Annotated in this window: 15 protein-coding genes and 1 pseudogene; 13 read left to right on the forward strand and 3 right to left on the reverse strand. The window is 73.4% G+C overall.

The window, feature by feature from the left end; genetic code table 11:
• The 4 genes and pseudogenes from A8711_RS23205 to A8711_RS23220 form a co-directional block, all read left to right on the forward strand.
• Window positions 1-129 (forward strand): annotated as a pseudogene (locus tag A8711_RS23205) (ABC transporter permease); the annotation flags it as partial.
• A complete protein-coding gene (locus A8711_RS23210; protein WP_051611574.1) occupies window positions 126-848 on the forward strand; it encodes an ABC transporter permease in 723 nt (240 codons plus the stop codon). The pseudogene A8711_RS23205 and the gene A8711_RS23210, both read left to right, overlap by 4 nt.
• Before the next feature lie 152 nt (window positions 849-1,000).
• A complete protein-coding gene (locus A8711_RS23215) occupies window positions 1,001-2,005 on the forward strand; it encodes a glycine betaine ABC transporter substrate-binding protein (protein ID WP_043327905.1) in 1,005 nt (334 codons plus the stop codon).
• Between the two features lie 133 nt (window positions 2,006-2,138).
• Window positions 2,139-4,046 carry a hypothetical protein gene (locus A8711_RS23220; RefSeq protein ID WP_069089313.1) on the forward strand — a complete coding sequence of 636 codons (1,908 nt, stop codon included), beginning with the start codon at window positions 2,139-2,141 and terminating at the stop codon, window positions 4,044-4,046.
• 10 nt (window positions 4,047-4,056) lie between these two features.
• On the opposite strand, the gene A8711_RS23225 is transcribed toward A8711_RS23220, so the two are convergent.
• Both A8711_RS23225 and A8711_RS23230 read right to left on the reverse strand, forming a co-directional pair.
• Window positions 4,057-5,226, reverse strand: coding sequence for an NADH-quinone oxidoreductase subunit D (locus tag A8711_RS23225; protein WP_176722867.1), 1,170 nt, complete (start codon window positions 5,224-5,226; stop codon window positions 4,057-4,059).
• Complete coding sequence (locus A8711_RS23230) at window positions 5,223-6,290, reverse strand: SAM-dependent methyltransferase (RefSeq protein ID WP_069089320.1); 1,068 nt, start codon at window positions 6,288-6,290, stop codon at window positions 5,223-5,225. The genes A8711_RS23225 and A8711_RS23230 overlap by 4 nt, the downstream gene beginning before the upstream one ends.
• Window positions 6,291-6,482: 192 nt before the next feature.
• Between A8711_RS23230 and A8711_RS23235 the strand changes: the two genes are divergently transcribed.
• From A8711_RS23235 to A8711_RS23265, 7 genes are all read left to right on the forward strand, one after another.
• Entirely contained in the window at window positions 6,483-7,412 is a 930-nt protein-coding gene (locus tag A8711_RS23235; protein WP_069089315.1) for a Rossmann-like and DUF2520 domain-containing protein, read from the forward strand.
• A complete protein-coding gene (gene panC, locus A8711_RS23240; RefSeq protein ID WP_069089316.1) occupies window positions 7,412-8,254 on the forward strand; it encodes a pantoate--beta-alanine ligase in 843 nt (280 codons plus the stop codon). The genes A8711_RS23235 and panC overlap by 1 nt, the downstream gene beginning before the upstream one ends.
• A 29-nt stretch (window positions 8,255-8,283) precedes the next feature.
• Window positions 8,284-8,712 carry an aspartate 1-decarboxylase gene (gene panD / locus A8711_RS23245; protein WP_069089317.1) on the forward strand — a complete coding sequence of 143 codons (429 nt, stop codon included), beginning with the start codon at window positions 8,284-8,286 and terminating at the stop codon, window positions 8,710-8,712.
• Window positions 8,713-8,882: 170 nt separating this feature from the next.
• Window positions 8,883-9,776, forward strand: a complete 894-nt coding sequence (locus A8711_RS23250; protein ID WP_069089318.1) for a septum formation family protein — start codon at window positions 8,883-8,885, stop codon at window positions 9,774-9,776.
• A gap of 61 nt (window positions 9,777-9,837) precedes the next feature.
• Window positions 9,838-11,529: an L-aspartate oxidase gene (locus A8711_RS23255; protein ID WP_043327912.1), complete on the forward strand. Its 1,692-nt coding sequence runs from the start codon at window positions 9,838-9,840 to the stop codon at window positions 11,527-11,529.
• Window positions 11,526-12,422 (forward strand): carboxylating nicotinate-nucleotide diphosphorylase, encoded by an 897-nt coding sequence (nadC, locus tag A8711_RS23260; RefSeq protein ID WP_043327913.1) that lies wholly within the window; start codon window positions 11,526-11,528, stop codon window positions 12,420-12,422. The genes A8711_RS23255 and nadC overlap by 4 nt, the downstream gene beginning before the upstream one ends.
• A 9-nt stretch (window positions 12,423-12,431) precedes the next feature.
• On the forward strand, window positions 12,432-13,190 hold the full coding sequence (locus tag A8711_RS23265; protein ID WP_030504826.1) for a type III pantothenate kinase: 759 nt from the start codon (window positions 12,432-12,434) through the stop codon (window positions 13,188-13,190).
• A 52-nt stretch (window positions 13,191-13,242) separates the two neighbouring features.
• On the opposite strand, the gene A8711_RS23270 is transcribed toward A8711_RS23265, so the two are convergent.
• Window positions 13,243-13,995, reverse strand: coding sequence for a class I SAM-dependent methyltransferase (locus tag A8711_RS23270; protein WP_069089319.1), 753 nt, complete (start codon window positions 13,993-13,995; stop codon window positions 13,243-13,245).
• 93 nt (window positions 13,996-14,088) lie between these two features.
• Here A8711_RS23270 and lysS point away from each other — a divergent pair, with 93 nt between their 5' ends.
• Both lysS and A8711_RS23280 read left to right on the forward strand, forming a co-directional pair.
• Entirely contained in the window at window positions 14,089-15,597 is a 1,509-nt protein-coding gene (gene lysS / locus A8711_RS23275) for a lysine--tRNA ligase (protein WP_043327915.1), read from the forward strand.
• 120 nt (window positions 15,598-15,717) lie between these two features.
• Window positions 15,718-16,068, forward strand: coding sequence for an Lsr2 family protein (locus A8711_RS23280; RefSeq protein ID WP_166457523.1), 351 nt, complete (start codon window positions 15,718-15,720; stop codon window positions 16,066-16,068).
• Window positions 16,069-16,643 lie beyond the last annotated feature (575 nt).

Consider the following 16,643-nt stretch of genomic DNA (forward strand, 5'->3'; position numbering starts at 1 on the left):
AACTTCTACAAGGCCCAGATCATGACCGGCACGGTGCTGTGCGTGCTGCTGGCGCTGGTGCTGGACCTGGTGCTGGCCGGCGTGGGCCGCCTGCTCACCCCGTGGCTGCGCGGGAGGTCCGCCCGGTGAACCCCGTCGAGCAGGCGGTCGTCTGGCTGAACGACCCGCTGAACTGGACCAATCCCGGCGGCGTGCTGGACCGCCTCGGCGAGCACCTGAGCATGTCCGCCCTGGCGGTGCTGCTCGGATGCCTGGTGGCCTGGCCGATCGGCCTCTGGCTCGGGCACAGCGGCCGGGGCGGCGGGCTGGTGCTGCTGGTCTCCAACGTCACGCTGGCGATCCCGACCCTGGCCCTGCTGACCATCCTCCCGCTGACCTTCCTCGGCTTCGGCCGGCCGGCGGTGGTGGTGGCGCTCGCGGTCTTCGCGGTGCCGCCGCTGCTGGCGAACGCGTACACCGGGGTGCGGCAGGCCGACCCGGAGGCGCGGGACGCGGCACATGGGATGGGGCTGTCCGGCGGGCAGGTGCTGCGCCGGGTGGAGCTGCCGCTTGCCGTGCCCTACCTGGCGGCCGGTTTCCGTACCGCGGCCGTGCAGGTGGTGGCCACCGCCGCGCTGGCCTCGTTCGTCAACGGCGGCGGGCTGGGCCAGATCATCCGGGCCGGCTTCGGGCTCGACATCGCCGCCGGCGGCGGCCAGATCATCGCCGGCGGGGTGCTGGTCGCCGGGCTGGCGCTGCTCGTCGAGGGGCTGCTCGCGATCGTGGAGCGGCTCGTCACGCCACGTCCGCTGCGCCCGGTCCGCCGCCGGGCGAACCGCCGCGCGACGGCTGCGACGGCCGGAAGTTGAGCCGCCGGTGACGATCGGGTGACGAAAACCGCTCCGAGTTTGTCGGTCGGGTCCGGAGGATATTGGCTGGAGTCGCGGGTGGCCGTCCGGTTCGCCCGTCGGACACGCGGCCGGCCCGACGGGTCGCGCCGGGACACGGAAGGCGGGCACTCATGCGTGCGCGTACACGACTGGTCGCGGGGGCGTTCGGCGCACTCACCGCGGCCGCTCTCCTCACCGGCTGCGGCGACGCCGGCTCGTCCGGCACCGACGCGCCCGAGCAGGGCGCCTCGGGGGCCGGCTGTGCCCCGGTGGCGGGCGACCAGCTCGTCGTCCTGACCGACGACAAGAAGCTCCAGAACACCGACAACGTCATTCCCGCGATCAACGCGAAGGCGGCCACGCCGCAGCTCGTCGCCGCGCTGGACAAGGTCTCCGCGAAGCTCGACACCCCGAAGCTGATCCAGCTCAACCGGGCAGTCGACGTCGACCGCAAGACGCCCCAGGCGGCGGCGAAGGAGTTCGCGTCCGCCAACGGCGTGACCGACGGGATCGAGAAGGGCCCGGGCGGCCAGATCACCGTCGGCGCCGGCAACTTCAGCGAGAGCCAGACCATCGCCGAGCTCTACAAGATCGCGCTGGAGGCGGCGGGCTACCAGGTCAAGGTGCAGACGATCGGCAACCGGGAGCTGTACGGCCCGGCTCTGGAGAAGGGGCAGATCCAGGTCGTCCCGGAGTACGCCGCCACCATGGCGGAGTTCCTCAACACCAAGGCCAACGGCAAGGACGCCCAGCCCGTCTCCTCACCGGAGCTGGACAAGACGGTCGCCGCGCTGAAGACCGAGGGCGACAAGGCCGGCCTGGTGTTCGGCCAGCCGTCCCAGGCGCAGGACCAGAACGCGTTCGCGGTGACCAAGGCGTTCGCCGACAAGTACGGCGTGTCCACGCTCTCCGAGCTGGCCGCGAAGTGCTCCGGGCAGGCCACCGTGCTCGCCGGTCCGCCGGAGTGCCCGCAGCGGCCGAAGTGCCAGGCCGGTCTGGTCGAGGTCTACGACTTCAAGGCGGGCTCGTTCAGTTCGCTGGACGCGGGCGGCCCGCAGACCAAGAACGCGCTGAAGACCGGCGCCGCGAGCGTCGGCCTGGTCTTCTCCTCCGACGCCGCGCTGGCCACGAGCTGACGCGCCGCGGCCGGCCGGCGCCACGCGCGCCGACCGGCCGCGCACCCCGGGCGGTTGCCTGCTCAGCAGGCCCGCACATCGAGTCACGCCGACCCGTTCCCCTCAGGTGGAACTCTCGGTACTGTGCTCAGCCATGCCCGCCTCGGTCGCTCCTGCCGACAAGCGCAACCCCACCCCGCTGACAGTCCTGTTCTGGGCCGGTGTGGGGCTGGCGCCGCTGGYCGCGCTCATCCTGCTGATCGCCGACGGCAACGGCTCGCTCCGGTTCGGCGCGGTCCTGGCGATCCTCGCCGTCGTGCTGATCGGCCTGTCCATCGCGCTGCGGCCGGAGGGCGGTTCGGGCGGCGCGGCGTCCGAGGAGTTGCGCGAGGAGCTGGAGCAGCTCCGGCGGGAGCTGCGGGCCGAGATAGTGGCCGCCGCTCAACGCGGCAACCAGGCGCTGGACCAGGCACGCCGGGCGGAGGAGGCGGCCGGGGCGGTGCGGCATCGGCTCGACGCGGCCGCCGCCGGGCTGGCCTCCGCGCCCGCCCAGGATCGCCCGAGCGGCGCGGCCCGGGTGCCGGCCGCCGGGGCGTACGAGGCGGATCGGGGTCACCCGGCCGGTCGCGACGAGGACGAACCGGCTCGTCCGGCGTACTCCGGTGGCCGCTACGGCGGCGAGCCCGACGGCGAACCGCCGCGGGCGGGTCGCCACGACGCCGAGCCGGCGCGGGCGGCGGTACGCCCGCCGGACCGGCCCGGGAGCGGCGTGTACGGGTCGGCGCGCGTGTCCGAACCGGCCGCCCGGCCGGAGTCCCGCCCGGTGGGCGTGGTCCACCACACCGAGACCGTGCACGTCACCACCCGGCACACCATCGTCGGCGGTGGCGCCGAGCCGACCGGCTCCCGGTACGGCGGATTCCCCGGCGGCTGGTCGGACGAGGACCGCTCCCGGGGCGGCGACCCGGCCGATCACCGGGGCGCGGGGCAGCGTGAGCGGGGCCGCGAGGACCGGGCCGACGCGGGATGGACCGGCACGGACGACAGCGGCTGGGGTGCTCCGGCGGGTGGCGAGCGCTCCGGGTACGGCCGCCGGGTCGGGAGTGCGCGGGACGACGGCTTCGGGCCGGGTGACGGGCACTCGCCTGCCGACGCCGGACGCGCGGGCGCCGAGCATCCGTGGGCGGGCGTCGGCGGGGAGCAGGGCTGGTCCGTGGGTGGCCGTTGGTCGGACGACCAAGGCCGGGCTGCGGCCCAGGAGCAGCGACAGTGGTCGGGCGACGACCGGGCCGGCTGGGCGCCGGGCGGCGCGGCCGACGTTCCGGCCTGGCCACCGGCCGCGCGGCACAGCGAACCCGCCGCGCGGCACAGCGAACCGGCCGTCCGGCACAGCGAACCGGCCGCGTCCGGGGCCCTGGACGCGCGGGAAGGCCGGGACCGGGCGGACGGCGACCACTGGTCCGAGCTGCGTGCGGGTAACCGTTGGGCGGCGGTCCGCGACGACGACGCGGGCCGGGAGATCCGCCTCGGGGAGCGACGGGCCGCGATGCACGCCGACAGCGCCGGCACGGAGTACCGGATCGAGGACCGATGGGCGTCGGTGCGCGGCGGCAGGGCGGACGCGGGTGGGCCGGGTGACGGCCACCCGGCGTTGCCGGCCGGCGGGGTGCCGGTGCCGGACGAGTGGCGGCCGCCGATCCAGCGCAGCGGCCAGCCGGAGTGGCGCCAGCCGCCCCCGGAGTGGCGTCAGCCCGAATCGGCGCGTCGCGAGCCCGAATCGGCGCGCCGCGAGCCCGAGCCCGAGCCGGAGTGGCGTCAGCCGGAACCGCAGTGGCGTCCGCCGGACCCGGAGCGGCGTCTGGCCGATTCGCAGCGCCGCGAGTTCGAGCCGGAGTGGCGTCAACCCGAACCGGAGTGGCGCCAGGGCGAGTCGCAGTGGCGTCCGGCCGAGCCGGAGTGGCGTCAGCCGGAACCGCAGTGGCGTCAGCCGGAACCGGAATGGCGAGGCTCGGAGCGCGGCGCCCACGGCCAGCAGCGGGACACCGCCGACCGCTGGCGCTGAGCGCCCACGATCACTTGTCGATGTCGCCGACCACGAAGAACATCGAGCCGAGGATGGCGATCAGGTCGGGCACCAGGCAGCCGGGCAGCAGCGACGACAGCGCCTGCACGTTCGCGTACGAGGCGGTGCGCAGCTTCATCCGCCACGGCGTCTTCTCGCCCCGGGACACCAGGTAGTAGCCGTTGATGCCGAGCGGGTTCTCGGTCCAGGCGTACGTGTGCCCCTCCGGCGCCTTCAGCACCTTCGGCAGCCGTGTGTTCACCGGGCCGCTGATCCGGTCCACCCGGTCCAGGCACTGCTCGGCGAGGTCCAGCGAGACGTACACCTGGTCGAGCAGCACCTCGAAGCGGGCGTGACAGTCCCCGGCGGTCTTCGTCACCACGGGCACGTCGAGCTGGTCGTAGGCCAGGTACGGCTCGTCGCGACGCAGGTCGAGGTCGAGCCCGGAGGCGCGGGCGACCGGCCCGGACGCGCCGAACGCGGCGGCGTCGGCCGCGGAGAGCACGCCGACCCCGACGGTACGGGCCAGGAAGATGTCGTTGCGCCGGATCAGGTTGTCCAGGTCGGGCATCCGGCGGCGTACCTCGGCGATGGCGGCGCGGGCGCGTCCGGTCCAGCCGGACGGCACCTCCTCCTTCAGGCCGCCGACCCGGTTGAACATGTAGTGGATCCGGCCGCCGGAGACCTCCTCCATCACCGCCTGGATGGTCTCCCGTTCCCGGAACGCGTAGAACATCGGCGTGATCGCGCCGATCTCCAGCGGGTACGAGCCGAGGAACATCAGGTGGTTGAGCACCCGGTTCAGCTCGGCCAGTGCCATCCGCAGCCAGGTGGCGCGTTCCGGCACCTCCATGCCCATCAGCCGCTCGACCGCGAGCACCACGCCCAGCTCGTTGGAGAACGCCGACAGCCAGTCGTGCCGGTTCGCCAGCACGATGATCTGCCGGTAGTCGCGTACCTCGAAGAGCTTCTCCGCTCCCCGGTGCATGTAGCCGACGATCGGTTCGGCGGCGACCACCCGCTCGCCGTCGAGCACCAGCTTCAGCCGCAGCACGCCGTGCGTCGAGGGGTGCTGCGGCCCGATGTTGAGCACCATGTCGGTGCCGAGCTGCTCACCGCCCGCGCCGGTGCCGACTGTGAGCTCGCGGAGGTCGGCGGCGTCCGTGGTCATGCCCGTCATCGTGCCACGACCGCGTCGAGCGCGACGCCGACCGGCTGCCGCAGCCACAGGTGCCCGCCGAGCCCGGCCGGGTCGGTCAGCTCGGCCGCCGCCGACGCCGCGGCGAGCGCCCGCAGGTAGCCGGCCGGGTCGCGGGAGGCCAGGCTCAGCGGCGGTCGCCCGCCGTCGGCCCCGAGCGCCCGCAGCGCCTCCCGCTGAGAGACCAGGGAGTACGCGCACCGCGCGACCCGCTCACCGGCGGAGGCGACCGAGTCCATGGCGACGTGCGCCGTCACGTCGCACGACCCGTCCGGAACCGGCGGCACCTGCCGCCCACCCCGATACCCGGTCAACGTCCCGTCCAGGGGACGCGAGTCCCGCAGGTGCCCGTAGTCCACCGCAAGCGCCAGCCCCCGCGCCACCTTCCCGACGGCCCCCGCCCAGGCCAGATCCCGCCCCACCCCGATCTCCGCCCGCCCACCGCTGCTGCCGCCCCCACCAACGGCGTTGATCAAGGAGTTTGTGTCCTGATCCGAGCTCTCCACGTCCGCAAACTCCTTGATCAACGGGGCGTTGCGCGGGAGGGCCGGGGGCCACCAGTGGGTCAGCCAGGTGGTTTCGGTGGGGGACGGGGGCGGGCCCAGCGTCTCCTCGCCGGTTCTCGGGTTCACCAGGAGGAGGCGCCAGCCTGCCTGGGTGTGGACCGCCACGTCCACCGGGACGTTGTCCAGCCATTCGGTGGCCAGGAGCAGGCCGGTGATGCCGTCGGGGATGTCGGTTCGCCAGTCGATCTCCGGAGGCAGGTCCGGCGGGCGGGTGGCTCGTTCCACTGCCACCGGGTGGATCCGGGCGGACAGCTCGGGTGCGGCCCGGGCCAGCAGGGCCCGGAGCAGTTCGCCCCGGCCCGCGCCCACGTCCACCACGTCCAGCCGGTCCGGGTGGCCCAGCGCCGCGTCCACCGCTTCGAGTTGCCGCAGCATGCAGGCGGCGAAGACGGGTGAGGCGTGCACGCTCGTGCGGAAGTGCGCGGCTGGGCCGGCGCCGGAGACGAAGAACCCGTCCGGCCCGTACAACGCCTGCTCCATCGCGTCGCGCCAGCGCAGCGGGGTGGTCACCCGCCGACCCTACGGGACGTACCCGAAAGTGCGGTTTGCCCGCCACCGCAGCGGCCTCTTCGGGCGGCCGGTGAAGGTTTTCACACCTTCTTGTTTCCGGTCTGTCACCCGGGCGCATACTTGCCATCGACCGGTACCCCCTTCGAGGACTGGATCGCCGCCATGAGCGCACCGCTGCGCCACCGGGCCACCGCTGCCCCGCTCGTCTTCCCGCGTACCCTCGCCGTCGGCGTGCTGGGCGCCGGCCGGGTCGGCGCCACGCTGGGCGCGGCTCTCGCCGCCGCCGGCCACCGCGTGGTCGCCGCGTCCGGCGCCTCGGGCGCGACAGGGGCCCGGCTGGCGCTGCTGCTGCCCGAGACCCCGCACCGCGCCGCGTCCGAGGTGGCGCGTGCCGCCACCGACCTGCTGATCGTCGCCGTCCCCGACGACGCGCTCGCGGGCGTGATCGCCGACCTGGCCGCGAGCGGCGCGCTGCGCCCCGGCCAGGTGGTGGCGCACACGTCCGGCGCGCACGGGCTGGCCGTGCTGGCCCCGGCCGCCGAGGCCGGCGCCCGGCCGCTCGCGCTGCACCCGGCGATGACCTTCACCGGTACGCCGGACGACCTGTCCCGCCTGCCCGGCATCTCGTACGGCGTGACCGCCCCGGCCGAGCTGCGCGCGTTCGCGGCCCGGCTGGTGGCCGACCTGGGCGGTGTGCCGGAGTGGGTCGGCGAGACCGACCGGCCGCTCTACCACGCGGCGCTCGCGCACGGCGCGAACCACCTGGTGACGCTGGTCAACGAGGCGTCGGACCGGCTGCGTGACGCCGGCGTGGAGCGGCCGGAGAAGGTGCTCGCCCCGCTGCTGCGGGCCGCGCTGGAGAACGCGCTGCGGTTGGGCGACGACGCGCTGACCGGCCCGGTGTCGCGGGGCGACGCGGGCACCGTACGCCGGCATCTGGACCGGCTGGCGCGGAGCGCGCCGGAATCCGTACCCGCGTATCTGGCGTTGGCACGACGGACGGCGGACCGCGCCGTCGCGGTCGGCCGCCTGCGCCCGGCGGACGCGGCCGCCCTCCGGGACGTGCTGGACGGAATCGAGGTGGCGGCCTGATGGCCGAGGTGCTGCACACGCGCAAGGAGCTGGCGGCCGCCCGCGAGGCGATGACCGGCACGGTCGGCGTGGTGATGACCATGGGCGCGCTGCACGCCGGGCACGAGATGCTGCTGCGGGCCGCCCGCGAGCGGGCCGACCACGTCATCGTGACGATCTTCGTGAACCCGCTGCAGTTCGGCCCGAACGAGGACTTCGACCGCTACCCGCGCACGCTCGACACGGACCTGGAGATCTGCCGCCGGGTGGGGGTGGACGCGGTGTTCGCGCCGCCGGTGGCCGAGATGTACCCGGAGGGGCAGCCGACGGTACGGCTGAACCCGGGGCCGCTCGGCGAGGACCTGGAAGGCCTGAGCCGTCCCGGCTTCTTCCACGGCGTGCTCACGGTGGTCATGAAGCTGCTCCAGCTCACGCAGCCCGACCTGGCCTTCTTCGGCGAGAAGGACTACCAGCAGCTCACCCTGGTGCGCCGGATGGTCCGCGACCTCGACGTGCCGACCGAGATCGTCGGCGTGCCGACCGTACGCGAGCCGGACGGCCTGGCCCTGTCCAGCCGCAACCGTTACCTGTCGGCGGCGGAGCGGGAGGCGGCGCTGAGCCTGTCCGTAGCGCTGCGGGCCGGGGCGGCGGCGGCCGAGCGGGGCGAGGACGCGGGCGCGGTGCTCGCGGCCGCCCACCGGGCCTTCGACAACCCGGCCGCCCGCCTCGACTACCTGGTGCTCACCGACACCGAGCTGGAACCCGGCCCGGTCGACGGGCCGGCCCGGCTGCTGATCGCGGCCTGGGTCGGCGCCACCCGCCTGATCGACAACACGGCGATCCACCTCGCGCCGCGTCCCTGACCCCACCACGAATGCGGAAAGGCACCCCGATGTTCCGGACCATGCTCAAGTCGAAGATCCATCGCGCCACCGTGACCCAGGCCGACCTGCACTACGTCGGCTCGGTGACTGTGGACGAGGATCTGCTCGACGCGGCGGACCTGCTCCCCGGCGAGCAGGTGGCGATCGTGGACATCACGAACGGCGCGCGGCTGGAGACGTACGTGATCCCGGGGCGGCGGGGCAGCGGCGTGATCGGCATCAACGGCGCCGCCGCGCACCTGGTGCACCCCGGTGACCTGGTCATCCTCATCTCTTACGGTCAGATGGACGACGCCGAGGCCCGCACGTACCGCCCGAAGGTGGTCCACGTCGACGCCGAAAACGGGGTCGTGGACCTGACCGCCGACCCGACCACGGCCGCCCCCGGCACCGCAGGCGCCCCCGTCCCCAACCCCCTCGCCGCCTCTCCCCGTTGATCTTGCAGTTGCGGCCCCTCCGCCACCCCTTTCAGGCGGTTTGTCGAGGCGGTTAGTGCAAGATCGACGGGGCGGAAGAGCGGGGAACGCGGTCTGTCACCGGAAGGTCATTTTCGGCTACCCTGGGCGGACCGTCGGGGATCGACGGTCGTCGGCTGGGGGAGGCCGCGATGCGCCGTGCGATGAGCTTCCTGGTCGCCGCGATGGTCGCGAGCGCCGCTCTGACCGGCTGCGCCGGCACCGGCGGCCTGGACGGCGACCTCGCCGACGACTGGCCTGCGATGGCCGCACCCGGGCCGTTCACCCCGGCCGCAGAGGTCTGCCAGGTCGCCGACTTCATCCCGAGCGTCGGCCTGTCCGCGTACGCGCCGGTCGGCTGCGAACTGCCGCACCGGGTGGAGACCGTGCACGTCGGGGCGTTCACCGCCGACCGGCCCGCCCCGCCGGCGCTCGCCTCACCGGAGATGCGTACCGCGTTCGCCGACTGCGACAAACGGGCCAGCGGGTACGTGGGTGACGACTGGCGCGCCGGACGCCTCCGGCTGGCGGTGGCGGTGCCGACCGCCCTCGGCTGGACGGCCGGCTCCCGCTGGTACCGGTGCGACCTGACCGAGCTGACCACGGTCGAGGCGGCGGCCACCGTTGTCACCCGTACCGGCAGCCTGCGCGACGCGCTCAAGCCGCCCTCCCTGCTGCGGCTGGGCTGCCAGCGCACCACCCGGGAGGCGGGCCGGGTGCAGCGGCTCACCCCGGTCGACTGCGCTGTCGCGCACGACGCCGAGTTCGTCGGCGTGTGGGCCGCGCCGGACCGCCCGTACCCGAAGAAGCCGGAGGACTGGGTTCCCCTCTACGACGGCTGCTTCGCTGTGATCGCCCGCTACGCCGGGGTGCCCGCCGACGCGTTCCTGCGCTACCGCAGCGACGTGGTGGTCCGCCCGCCCGCCGCCGGTCGCTGGGCGGTCGGCGACCGGGGCGTGCGCTGCTACCTGTGGCTCAGCGACCGTACGGTGACCACCTCGCTCAAGGGCGCCGGACCGGCTGCCCTGCCGCGCCGGACGAGGTAGCCGAGGGCACTCGTCACGCCCCCCGCGCCCGAGCCGAGTTCGCTTCGGGTTGACTGTGCTCATGGACCTACCCACCGTCGACCTGCCGACGCTGCCCCGGCTGCTCGCCGCGCCCGCCCCCGGGTGGGTGGAGACGACAGACGTGATCGTGGTCGGCTCCGGCGTGGCCGGGCTGACCGCCGCGCTGCACCTGCGCGAGGCGGGTCTGCACGTCACGGTGGTCACCAAGGTCGACATGGACGAGGGTTCGACGCGCTGGGCGCAGGGCGGCATCGCCGCCGTACTGGACCCGGCGGACACGCCGGACGCGCACGCGTACGACACCGAGGTGGCCGGCGTCGGCCTCTGCGACCCGGCGGCGGTCCGCGCGCTCGTGGCCGAGGGCCCGACCCGGCTGCGCGAGCTGATGCGGATCGGGGCGGAGTTCGACCGCAACGCGGACGGGTCGCTGATGCTGACCCGGGAGGGCGGCCACCGCGCCGACCGGATCGTGCACGCCGGCGGTGACGCCACCGGCGCGGAGGTGCAGCGGGCGCTGCACGACGCGGTACGCCGCGACCCGTGGATCCGGCTGGTCGAGCACGCGCTGGTGCTGGACCTGCTGCGCGCCCCCGGCGACGGGCCGGGCGGGCTCGGCCCGGCCTGCGGCATCACGCTGCACGTGCTCGGCGAGGGCAGCGAGGACGGCGTCGGCGCGATCCTCGGCCGCGCGGTGGTGCTGGCCACCGGCGGGATGGGGCAGATCTTCGCCGCCACCACCAACCCGGCGGTGTCCACCGGCGACGGGGTGGCGCTGGCGCTGCGCGCCGGCGCGGCCGTCACCGACGTGGAGTTCGTGCAGTTCCACCCGACCGCGCTGATCGTGCCGCCCGGCGGGCCGGGCGCGGGGCTGGCCCAGCAGCCGCTGGTCTCCGAGGCGCTGCGCGGCGAGGGCGCGCACCTGGTCGACGGCGACGGCAAGCGGTTCATGGTGGGCCAGCACGAACTGGCCGAGCTGGCGCCCCGGGACGTGGTCGCCAAGGGCATCCACCGGGTGCTGCTCGCGTCCGGCGCGGACCACGTGTTCCTGGACGCCCGGCACCTCGGCGGTGACTTCCTGGCCCGGCGGTTCCCCACCATCGTCGCGTCCTGCCTGGCCATCGGCGTGGACCCGGCGACCGACCTGATCCCGGTCGCGCCGGCCGCCCACTACGCCTCCGGCGGCGTCCGGACCGACCTGCGCGGCCGTACCTCAATCCCCGGCCTGTACGCCTGCGGCGAGGTCGCCTGCACCGGCGTGCACGGCGCGAACCGGCTGGCCAGCAACTCGCTGCTGGAAGGGCTGGTCTTCTCCCGCCGGATCGCCGAGGACATCGCCGCCGGGCTGCCCGAGCAGGCCCGCCCGGCGGAGACCGGCGCCTGGATCGGCGGCCCGGGCGCGCTGGTGCCGGCGTCCGGCACGGCGGAACTGCAACGGGCGATGACGCGGGGCGCGGGCGTGCTCCGGTCGGCGCGGACGCTGGAGGCCACCGCCGCCGCGCTCACCGGGCTGGGCGCGGGGCGGGGCGTGCCGCGTACCGCCGACTGGGAGGCGACGAACCTGCTCACCGTGGCGTCGACGCTGGTCGCGGCCGCGTACGCCCGGCAGGAGACGCGGGGCTGTCACTGGCGGGAGGACTTCCCGACGGCCGACGAGCGGTGGCTGGGCCACCTGGTGGCCGAGGTGGGTACGGACGGCCGGGTGGCCGAGCGCTGGGAGGAGAAGCACTCATGAGGGAGTCGACGGAGCAGGCGCTGCGCGACGGTGGCCTGGACCCGGAGCGGGTCCGGCGGATCATTTTGGACACGCTGCACGAGGACCTCGGGCCCGACTTCCTCGACGTGACGAGCGTCGCCACCATCCCGGACGAGCAGCAGGACACGGCCGATTTGGTGGCGCGCGCCGACGGCGTGGTGGCCGGGCTGCCGGTGGCCGCCGCCGTGTTCGAGCTGGTCGCCGACGTGACCGGCGCCGGGCGTACGGTCGAGGTCGAGCTGGTGGCCCACGACGGGCAGCGGGTGGCGCGCGGCGACGTGCTGGCCACTGTGACCGGCCCGACCCGGCTGCTGCTGACCGCCGAGCGGACGGCGCTGAACCTGCTGTCCCGCATGTCCGGCGTGGCGACGCACACCCGGGCCTGGGCCGACGAGCTGGCCGGTACGAAGGCGACGGTGCTGGACACCCGCAAGACCACGCCGGGCCTGCGGGCGCTGGAGAAGTACGCGGTCCGGGCCGGTGGCGGCACCAACAAGCGGATGGGCCTGTACGACGTCGCCATGATCAAGGACAACCACAAGGTCGCCGCGGGCGGGATCAGCGCCGCGTTCCGCCGGGTCCGGGAGGCGTTCCCCGACGTCCCGGTGCAGGTCGAGGTGGACACGCCGGCCGAGGCGGTGGAGGCGGTCGAGGCGGGCGCGAAGTTCCTGCTGCTGGACAACATGACCCCGGCGCAGCTGCGCGAGGTGGTGGCGTCGGTGGGCGACCGGGCGGAGCTGGAGGCCACCGGCGGGCTGACGCTGCCGATGGCCGCCGAGTACGGCGCGACCGGCGTCGACTTCCTCTCCGTCGGCGCGCTCACCCACTCCTCGCCGATCCTGGACATCGCCCTCGACCTGCGCGACGTCTAGGCTGCCGCTGTGCTGCTCTGCATCGACATCGGAAACACGAACACCGTGCTGGCGACCTTCGACGGCGACAAGCTGGTGCACTCGTGGCGCATCAAGACCGACGCCCGCTCCACCGCGGACGAACTGGGGCTGATGTTCCGCGGGCTGCTCGCCGGTGACGCTGTGGAGATCACCGGGGTGGCCGCCTGCTCGACAGTGCCGGCCGCGCTGCGCTCGTTGCGCACCATGCTCGACAGGTACTACGCCGACCTGCCCAGCGTGATCGTCGAGCCTGGCGTCCGCACCGGCGTCCAGCTCGCCATCGACAACCCGAAGGAGGTGGGCGCGGACCGCGTCGTGAACACGCTTGCCGCGTACACGCTCTACGGCGGGCCGTCGATCGTGGTGGACTTCGGCACCACCACCAACTTCGACGTGATCAGCAGCCGGGGGGAGTTCCTCGGCGGGGCGTTCGCGCCGGGCATCGAGATCTCCTTCGACGCGCTGGCCGCCCGCGCCGCGCAGTTGCGCAAGGTGGAGGCGACCCGCCCGCGCTCGGTGATCGGCAAGAACACGGTCGAGTGTCTCCAGGCCGGGCTCTACTTCGGCTTCGCCGGTCAGGTGGACCGCATCGTCGAGCGGATGTCCGAGGAGCTGGGCGGGGTCAAGGCGGTCATCGCCACCGGCGGCCTGGCGTCGCTGGTGCTCGGCGAGTGCCACACCATCACCCACCACGAGCCGATGATCACGCTGATCGGCCTGCGGATGGTCTACGACCGCAACACCTGAGGTGCAAGGAAGGGCCCCCTGTTAACGCCTCCGGTAGAGGAGGGGCCCCTTTTTAACGCCGCCGGGCCCGGAGCACCATCGTGCGGTAGGGCAGCTCGACAGTCTCCCGGCCGGCCAGGTCGGGGTGGGTGGCGAACAGCTCCGCCAGCTCCGCGTCCACCCGTCGCCGCTCGTCCGCGTCGGCGGTCAGCCAGAACGAGCGGGTGTGCAGCATGCTCACCACCTCGTCCGGCGTCAGCGTGGTCGCGTGGGCGAACTCGCCGATCTCGACAGCGGTGAAGGCGGCGCCGAAGTCCGCGTACCGCTGCGTCACGTCGCCCGCGTTGTCCCCGAGGTGCGCGATCCGGGTCAGCTCCGCCACCCACCCGACCCGCTCGTCCCGGATGTTCCAGACCGGCGCGAACGTGCCGCTCGGGCGCAGGACGCGCGCGGCCTCGGCGTGCGCCCGCTCCCTGTCGAACCAGTGGTAGGCCTGCCCGGCCAGCACCGCGTCCGCCGACCCGTCCGGCAGCGGCACGGCCTCGGCGCTGCCCGCGAGCGCCGTCGTGCCCGGCGTGGCGGCTGCCAGTTGCGCCCGCAGCCCCGGATCCGGTTCCACGGGTACGACCTGAGCCACCGTCCCGTCCGCGGTGAGCGCCAGCAGTCCCCGGGTGAGGATGCCGGTGCCCGCGCCGAGGTCGACCACCCGGGCGTCGTGCAGCCCGTCCAGTGCCCAGCGCAACGCGGCCCGGGGATAACGGGGACGGAACCGGTCGTACTCGGCCGCGGCGGCGCCGAACGAGAGCGCCGCAGTGGGGTCGGTCATGACGGGCAGGTTATCCCGTAACGGCCGCCAGGCCGCTTGAGTACGCTCATGTGCTGACCCCGCCGATGTTCCCAAGGCCTGAGGAAGCGTGCCGTGACCGAGCAGAACGCCCTGCCAGCAGACCCCGCCGACGACCTTCCCGAGCAGATGAAGGTCCGCCGGGAGAAGCGGGACCGGATGCTCGCCGAGGGCACCGAGCCGTACCCGGTGGGTTTCCCGCGCACCACGACGCTCGCGCAGCTGCGCGAGCGCTACGCCGACCTGCCCACCGACACCGCCACCGGCGACCGCGCCTCGGTCACCGGCCGGGTGATCTTCATTCGCAACACCGGCAAGCTCTGCTTCGCGACCCTTCGCGACGGTGACGGCACCGAACTCCAGGCGATGCTCTCGCTGGACCGGGTCGGGCCGGAGCGGCTGGCGGACTGGAAGCGCCTGGTCGACCTCGGCGACCACGTCGGCGTGACCGGCGAGGTGATCACCAGCCGGCGCGGCGAGCTGTCCGTGCTGGCCGAGGAATGGGCGGTGACCGCCAAGGCGCTGCGCCCGCTGCCGGTGGCGCACAAGCCGCTGAGCGAGGAGTCCCGGGTCCGCCAGCGCTACGTGGACCTGGTGGTCCGCCCGCAGGCCCGGCAGATGGTCCGCACCCGGGCCACCGCCGTCCGCAGCCTGCGGGACACGCTGCACGGGCAGGACTTCATCGAGGTCGAGACCCCGATGCTGCAACTGCTGCACGGTGGCGCGGCGGCCCGCCCATTCGTGACCCACAGCAATGCGCTCGACACGGATCTGTATCTGCGAATCGCGCCGGAACTGTTTCTCAAGCGCGCGGTGGTCGGTGGCGTCGACCGCGTCTTCGAGATCAACCGTAACTTCCGTAATGAGGGCATCGACTCTTCGCACTCRCCGGAGTTCGCGATGCTGGAGGCGTACCAGGCGTACGGCGACTACGACACGATGGCCGAGCTGACCCGAAATCTCGTACAGCAGGCCGCGATCGCGGTCGCCGGATCGACCGTGGTGACCCACGCCGACGGGCGTGAGTTCGATCTGGGCGGCGAGTGGCGCTCGGTGACACTGTTCGGTGTCCTTTCCGAAGCGCTCGGTGAGGAGGTCACCGTCCGCACCGAAAGGGCGCGGCTGGTCGAGTACGCGGACAAGGTCGGTCTCTCCGTCGACCCGAAGTGGGGACCGGGCAAGCTGGCCGAGGAGTTGTTCGAGGAACTCGTGGTGCCGTCGCTTCAGGCGCCCACGTTCGTCCGCGACTACCCGGAGGAGACCAGCCCGCTGACCCGGGCCCACCGCAGTGAGCCGGGCCTGGCCGAGAAGTGGGACCTGTACGTGCTGGGATTCGAGCTGGGTACCGCGTACTCGGAGCTGGTCGACCCGGTCGTGCAGCGGGATCGGCTGGTCGCCCAGGCGCAGCTCGCGGCGCGCGGCGACGACGAGGCGATGCGGCTGGACGAGGATTTTCTCCGAGCGATGGAGTATGGAATGCCGCCGTCCGGTGGCATGGGAATGGGAATCGACCGCCTGCTGATGGCGCTGACCGGGCTGGGAATTCGGGAAACGATCCTGTTCCCGTTGGTCCGGCCGGAGTAGGCGCTCCCGCAAAGCTTCTCCGGCTCGTTACCCCCCTATTGACGGAACAAGCGCCGGACGGGTTATTGTGCTCTTGCGAGTATTGCAGGAGCAGCACCCTGCTCGAAAGGAATGTGGGACGTGGCCAAGCAGATCATTCACAAGCTGGTCGATGACCTGGACGGCGGGGACGCTGACGAGACCGTCAAGTTCGCGCTCGACGGCGTGCAGTACGAGATCGACCTCTCCGCATCCAACGCGGAGAAATTGCGTGACGTATTCGCGCCGTACATCGCGAACGGAACGAAGGTCGGTCGCGGGGGTGTGGTCGTGGGTGGCCGGGCCGCTCGGGGCCGGGGCGGCGCGACCGCCGACCGCGAGCAGAACCGGGCCATCCGCGAGTGGGCCAAGAAGGCCGGCAAGGACATCTCCGACCGGGGCCGGATCCCGCAGGAGATCGTGGACGAGTACCACGCGAAGGCGGGGCACTGACCCCACCTTCGTCACGGGCGACGCGACGCCGGGCCGGAGTGCGACTCCGGCCCGGCGTCGCCGTTTCCGCCCCCGTTGTCACGCTCGCGGCCGGCGTCCCGCCGAGTGGCGGATGTCCGATCCGCCTGGCCGCGAGGCGGGGTGGGGTGGGAAGAAATCTCCCCCCGGGGAAGTTGTCCACAGGCGGTGGAGATTCCGTCCACAGGTTGTGGACAACCGCGGCGGGTGTGTGACGCCGCCCAGGTCTGCTCGGCCGGCCCTCTGCCGCCGGTCGAATTTCGCTCTGCGCGTACAGGCAGGGGTCCCGGAACACCTCCTGAGCGTGGACGGTTGTCTGAAACGACGTCGGAACGAGCATTCGCGGGGCCACACGACCTCAGCGGAGACGGTCCGCGGCGATAGAGTAAGGAGGCACGGACGCCCGTCCCGGACGTCCGCGCACCGGCCCCGCCGAGATCTGACCATCAAGGCGCACGGCACGTGAGGAGCACGAGGGCATGTTCGAGCGGTTCACCGACCGAGCGCGACGGGTTGTCGTCCTGGCCCAGGAAGAGGCCCGGATGCTCAACCACAAC

The sequence above is a fragment of the Micromonospora sp. II genome (genome assembly GCF_001709195.1).
Taxonomy (GTDB): domain Bacteria; phylum Actinomycetota; class Actinomycetes; order Mycobacteriales; family Micromonosporaceae; genus Micromonospora; species Micromonospora chalcea.

What these genes read in the sequence shown, in the direction of transcription:
- A8711_RS23235 (WP_069089315.1), top strand. Translation starts at nt 6,483, where the DNA reads ATGAGCGCACCGCTGCGCCACCGGGCCACCGCTGCCCCGCTCGTCTTC.
- panC (WP_069089316.1), top strand. Translation starts at nt 7,412, where the DNA reads ATGGCCGAGGTGCTGCACACGCGCAAGGAGCTGGCGGCCGCCCGCGAG.
- panD (WP_069089317.1), top strand. Translation starts at nt 8,284, where the DNA reads ATGTTCCGGACCATGCTCAAGTCGAAGATCCATCGCGCCACCGTGACC.
- A8711_RS23215 (WP_043327905.1), top strand. Translation starts at nt 1,001, where the DNA reads ATGCGTGCGCGTACACGACTGGTCGCGGGGGCGTTCGGCGCACTCACC.
- A8711_RS23225 (WP_176722867.1), bottom strand. Translation starts at nt 5,226, where the DNA reads ATGACGGGCATGACCACGGACGCCGCCGACCTCCGCGAGCTCACAGTC.
- A8711_RS23270 (WP_069089319.1), bottom strand. Translation starts at nt 13,995, where the DNA reads ATGACCGACCCCACTGCGGCGCTCTCGTTCGGCGCCGCCGCGGCCGAG.
- A8711_RS23255 (WP_043327912.1), top strand. Translation starts at nt 9,838, where the DNA reads ATGGACCTACCCACCGTCGACCTGCCGACGCTGCCCCGGCTGCTCGCC.
- A8711_RS23250 (WP_069089318.1), top strand. Translation starts at nt 8,883, where the DNA reads ATGCGCCGTGCGATGAGCTTCCTGGTCGCCGCGATGGTCGCGAGCGCC.
- nadC (WP_043327913.1), top strand. Translation starts at nt 11,526, where the DNA reads ATGAGGGAGTCGACGGAGCAGGCGCTGCGCGACGGTGGCCTGGACCCG.
- A8711_RS23230 (WP_069089320.1), bottom strand. Translation starts at nt 6,290, where the DNA reads ATGGAGCAGGCGTTGTACGGGCCGGACGGGTTCTTCGTCTCCGGCGCC.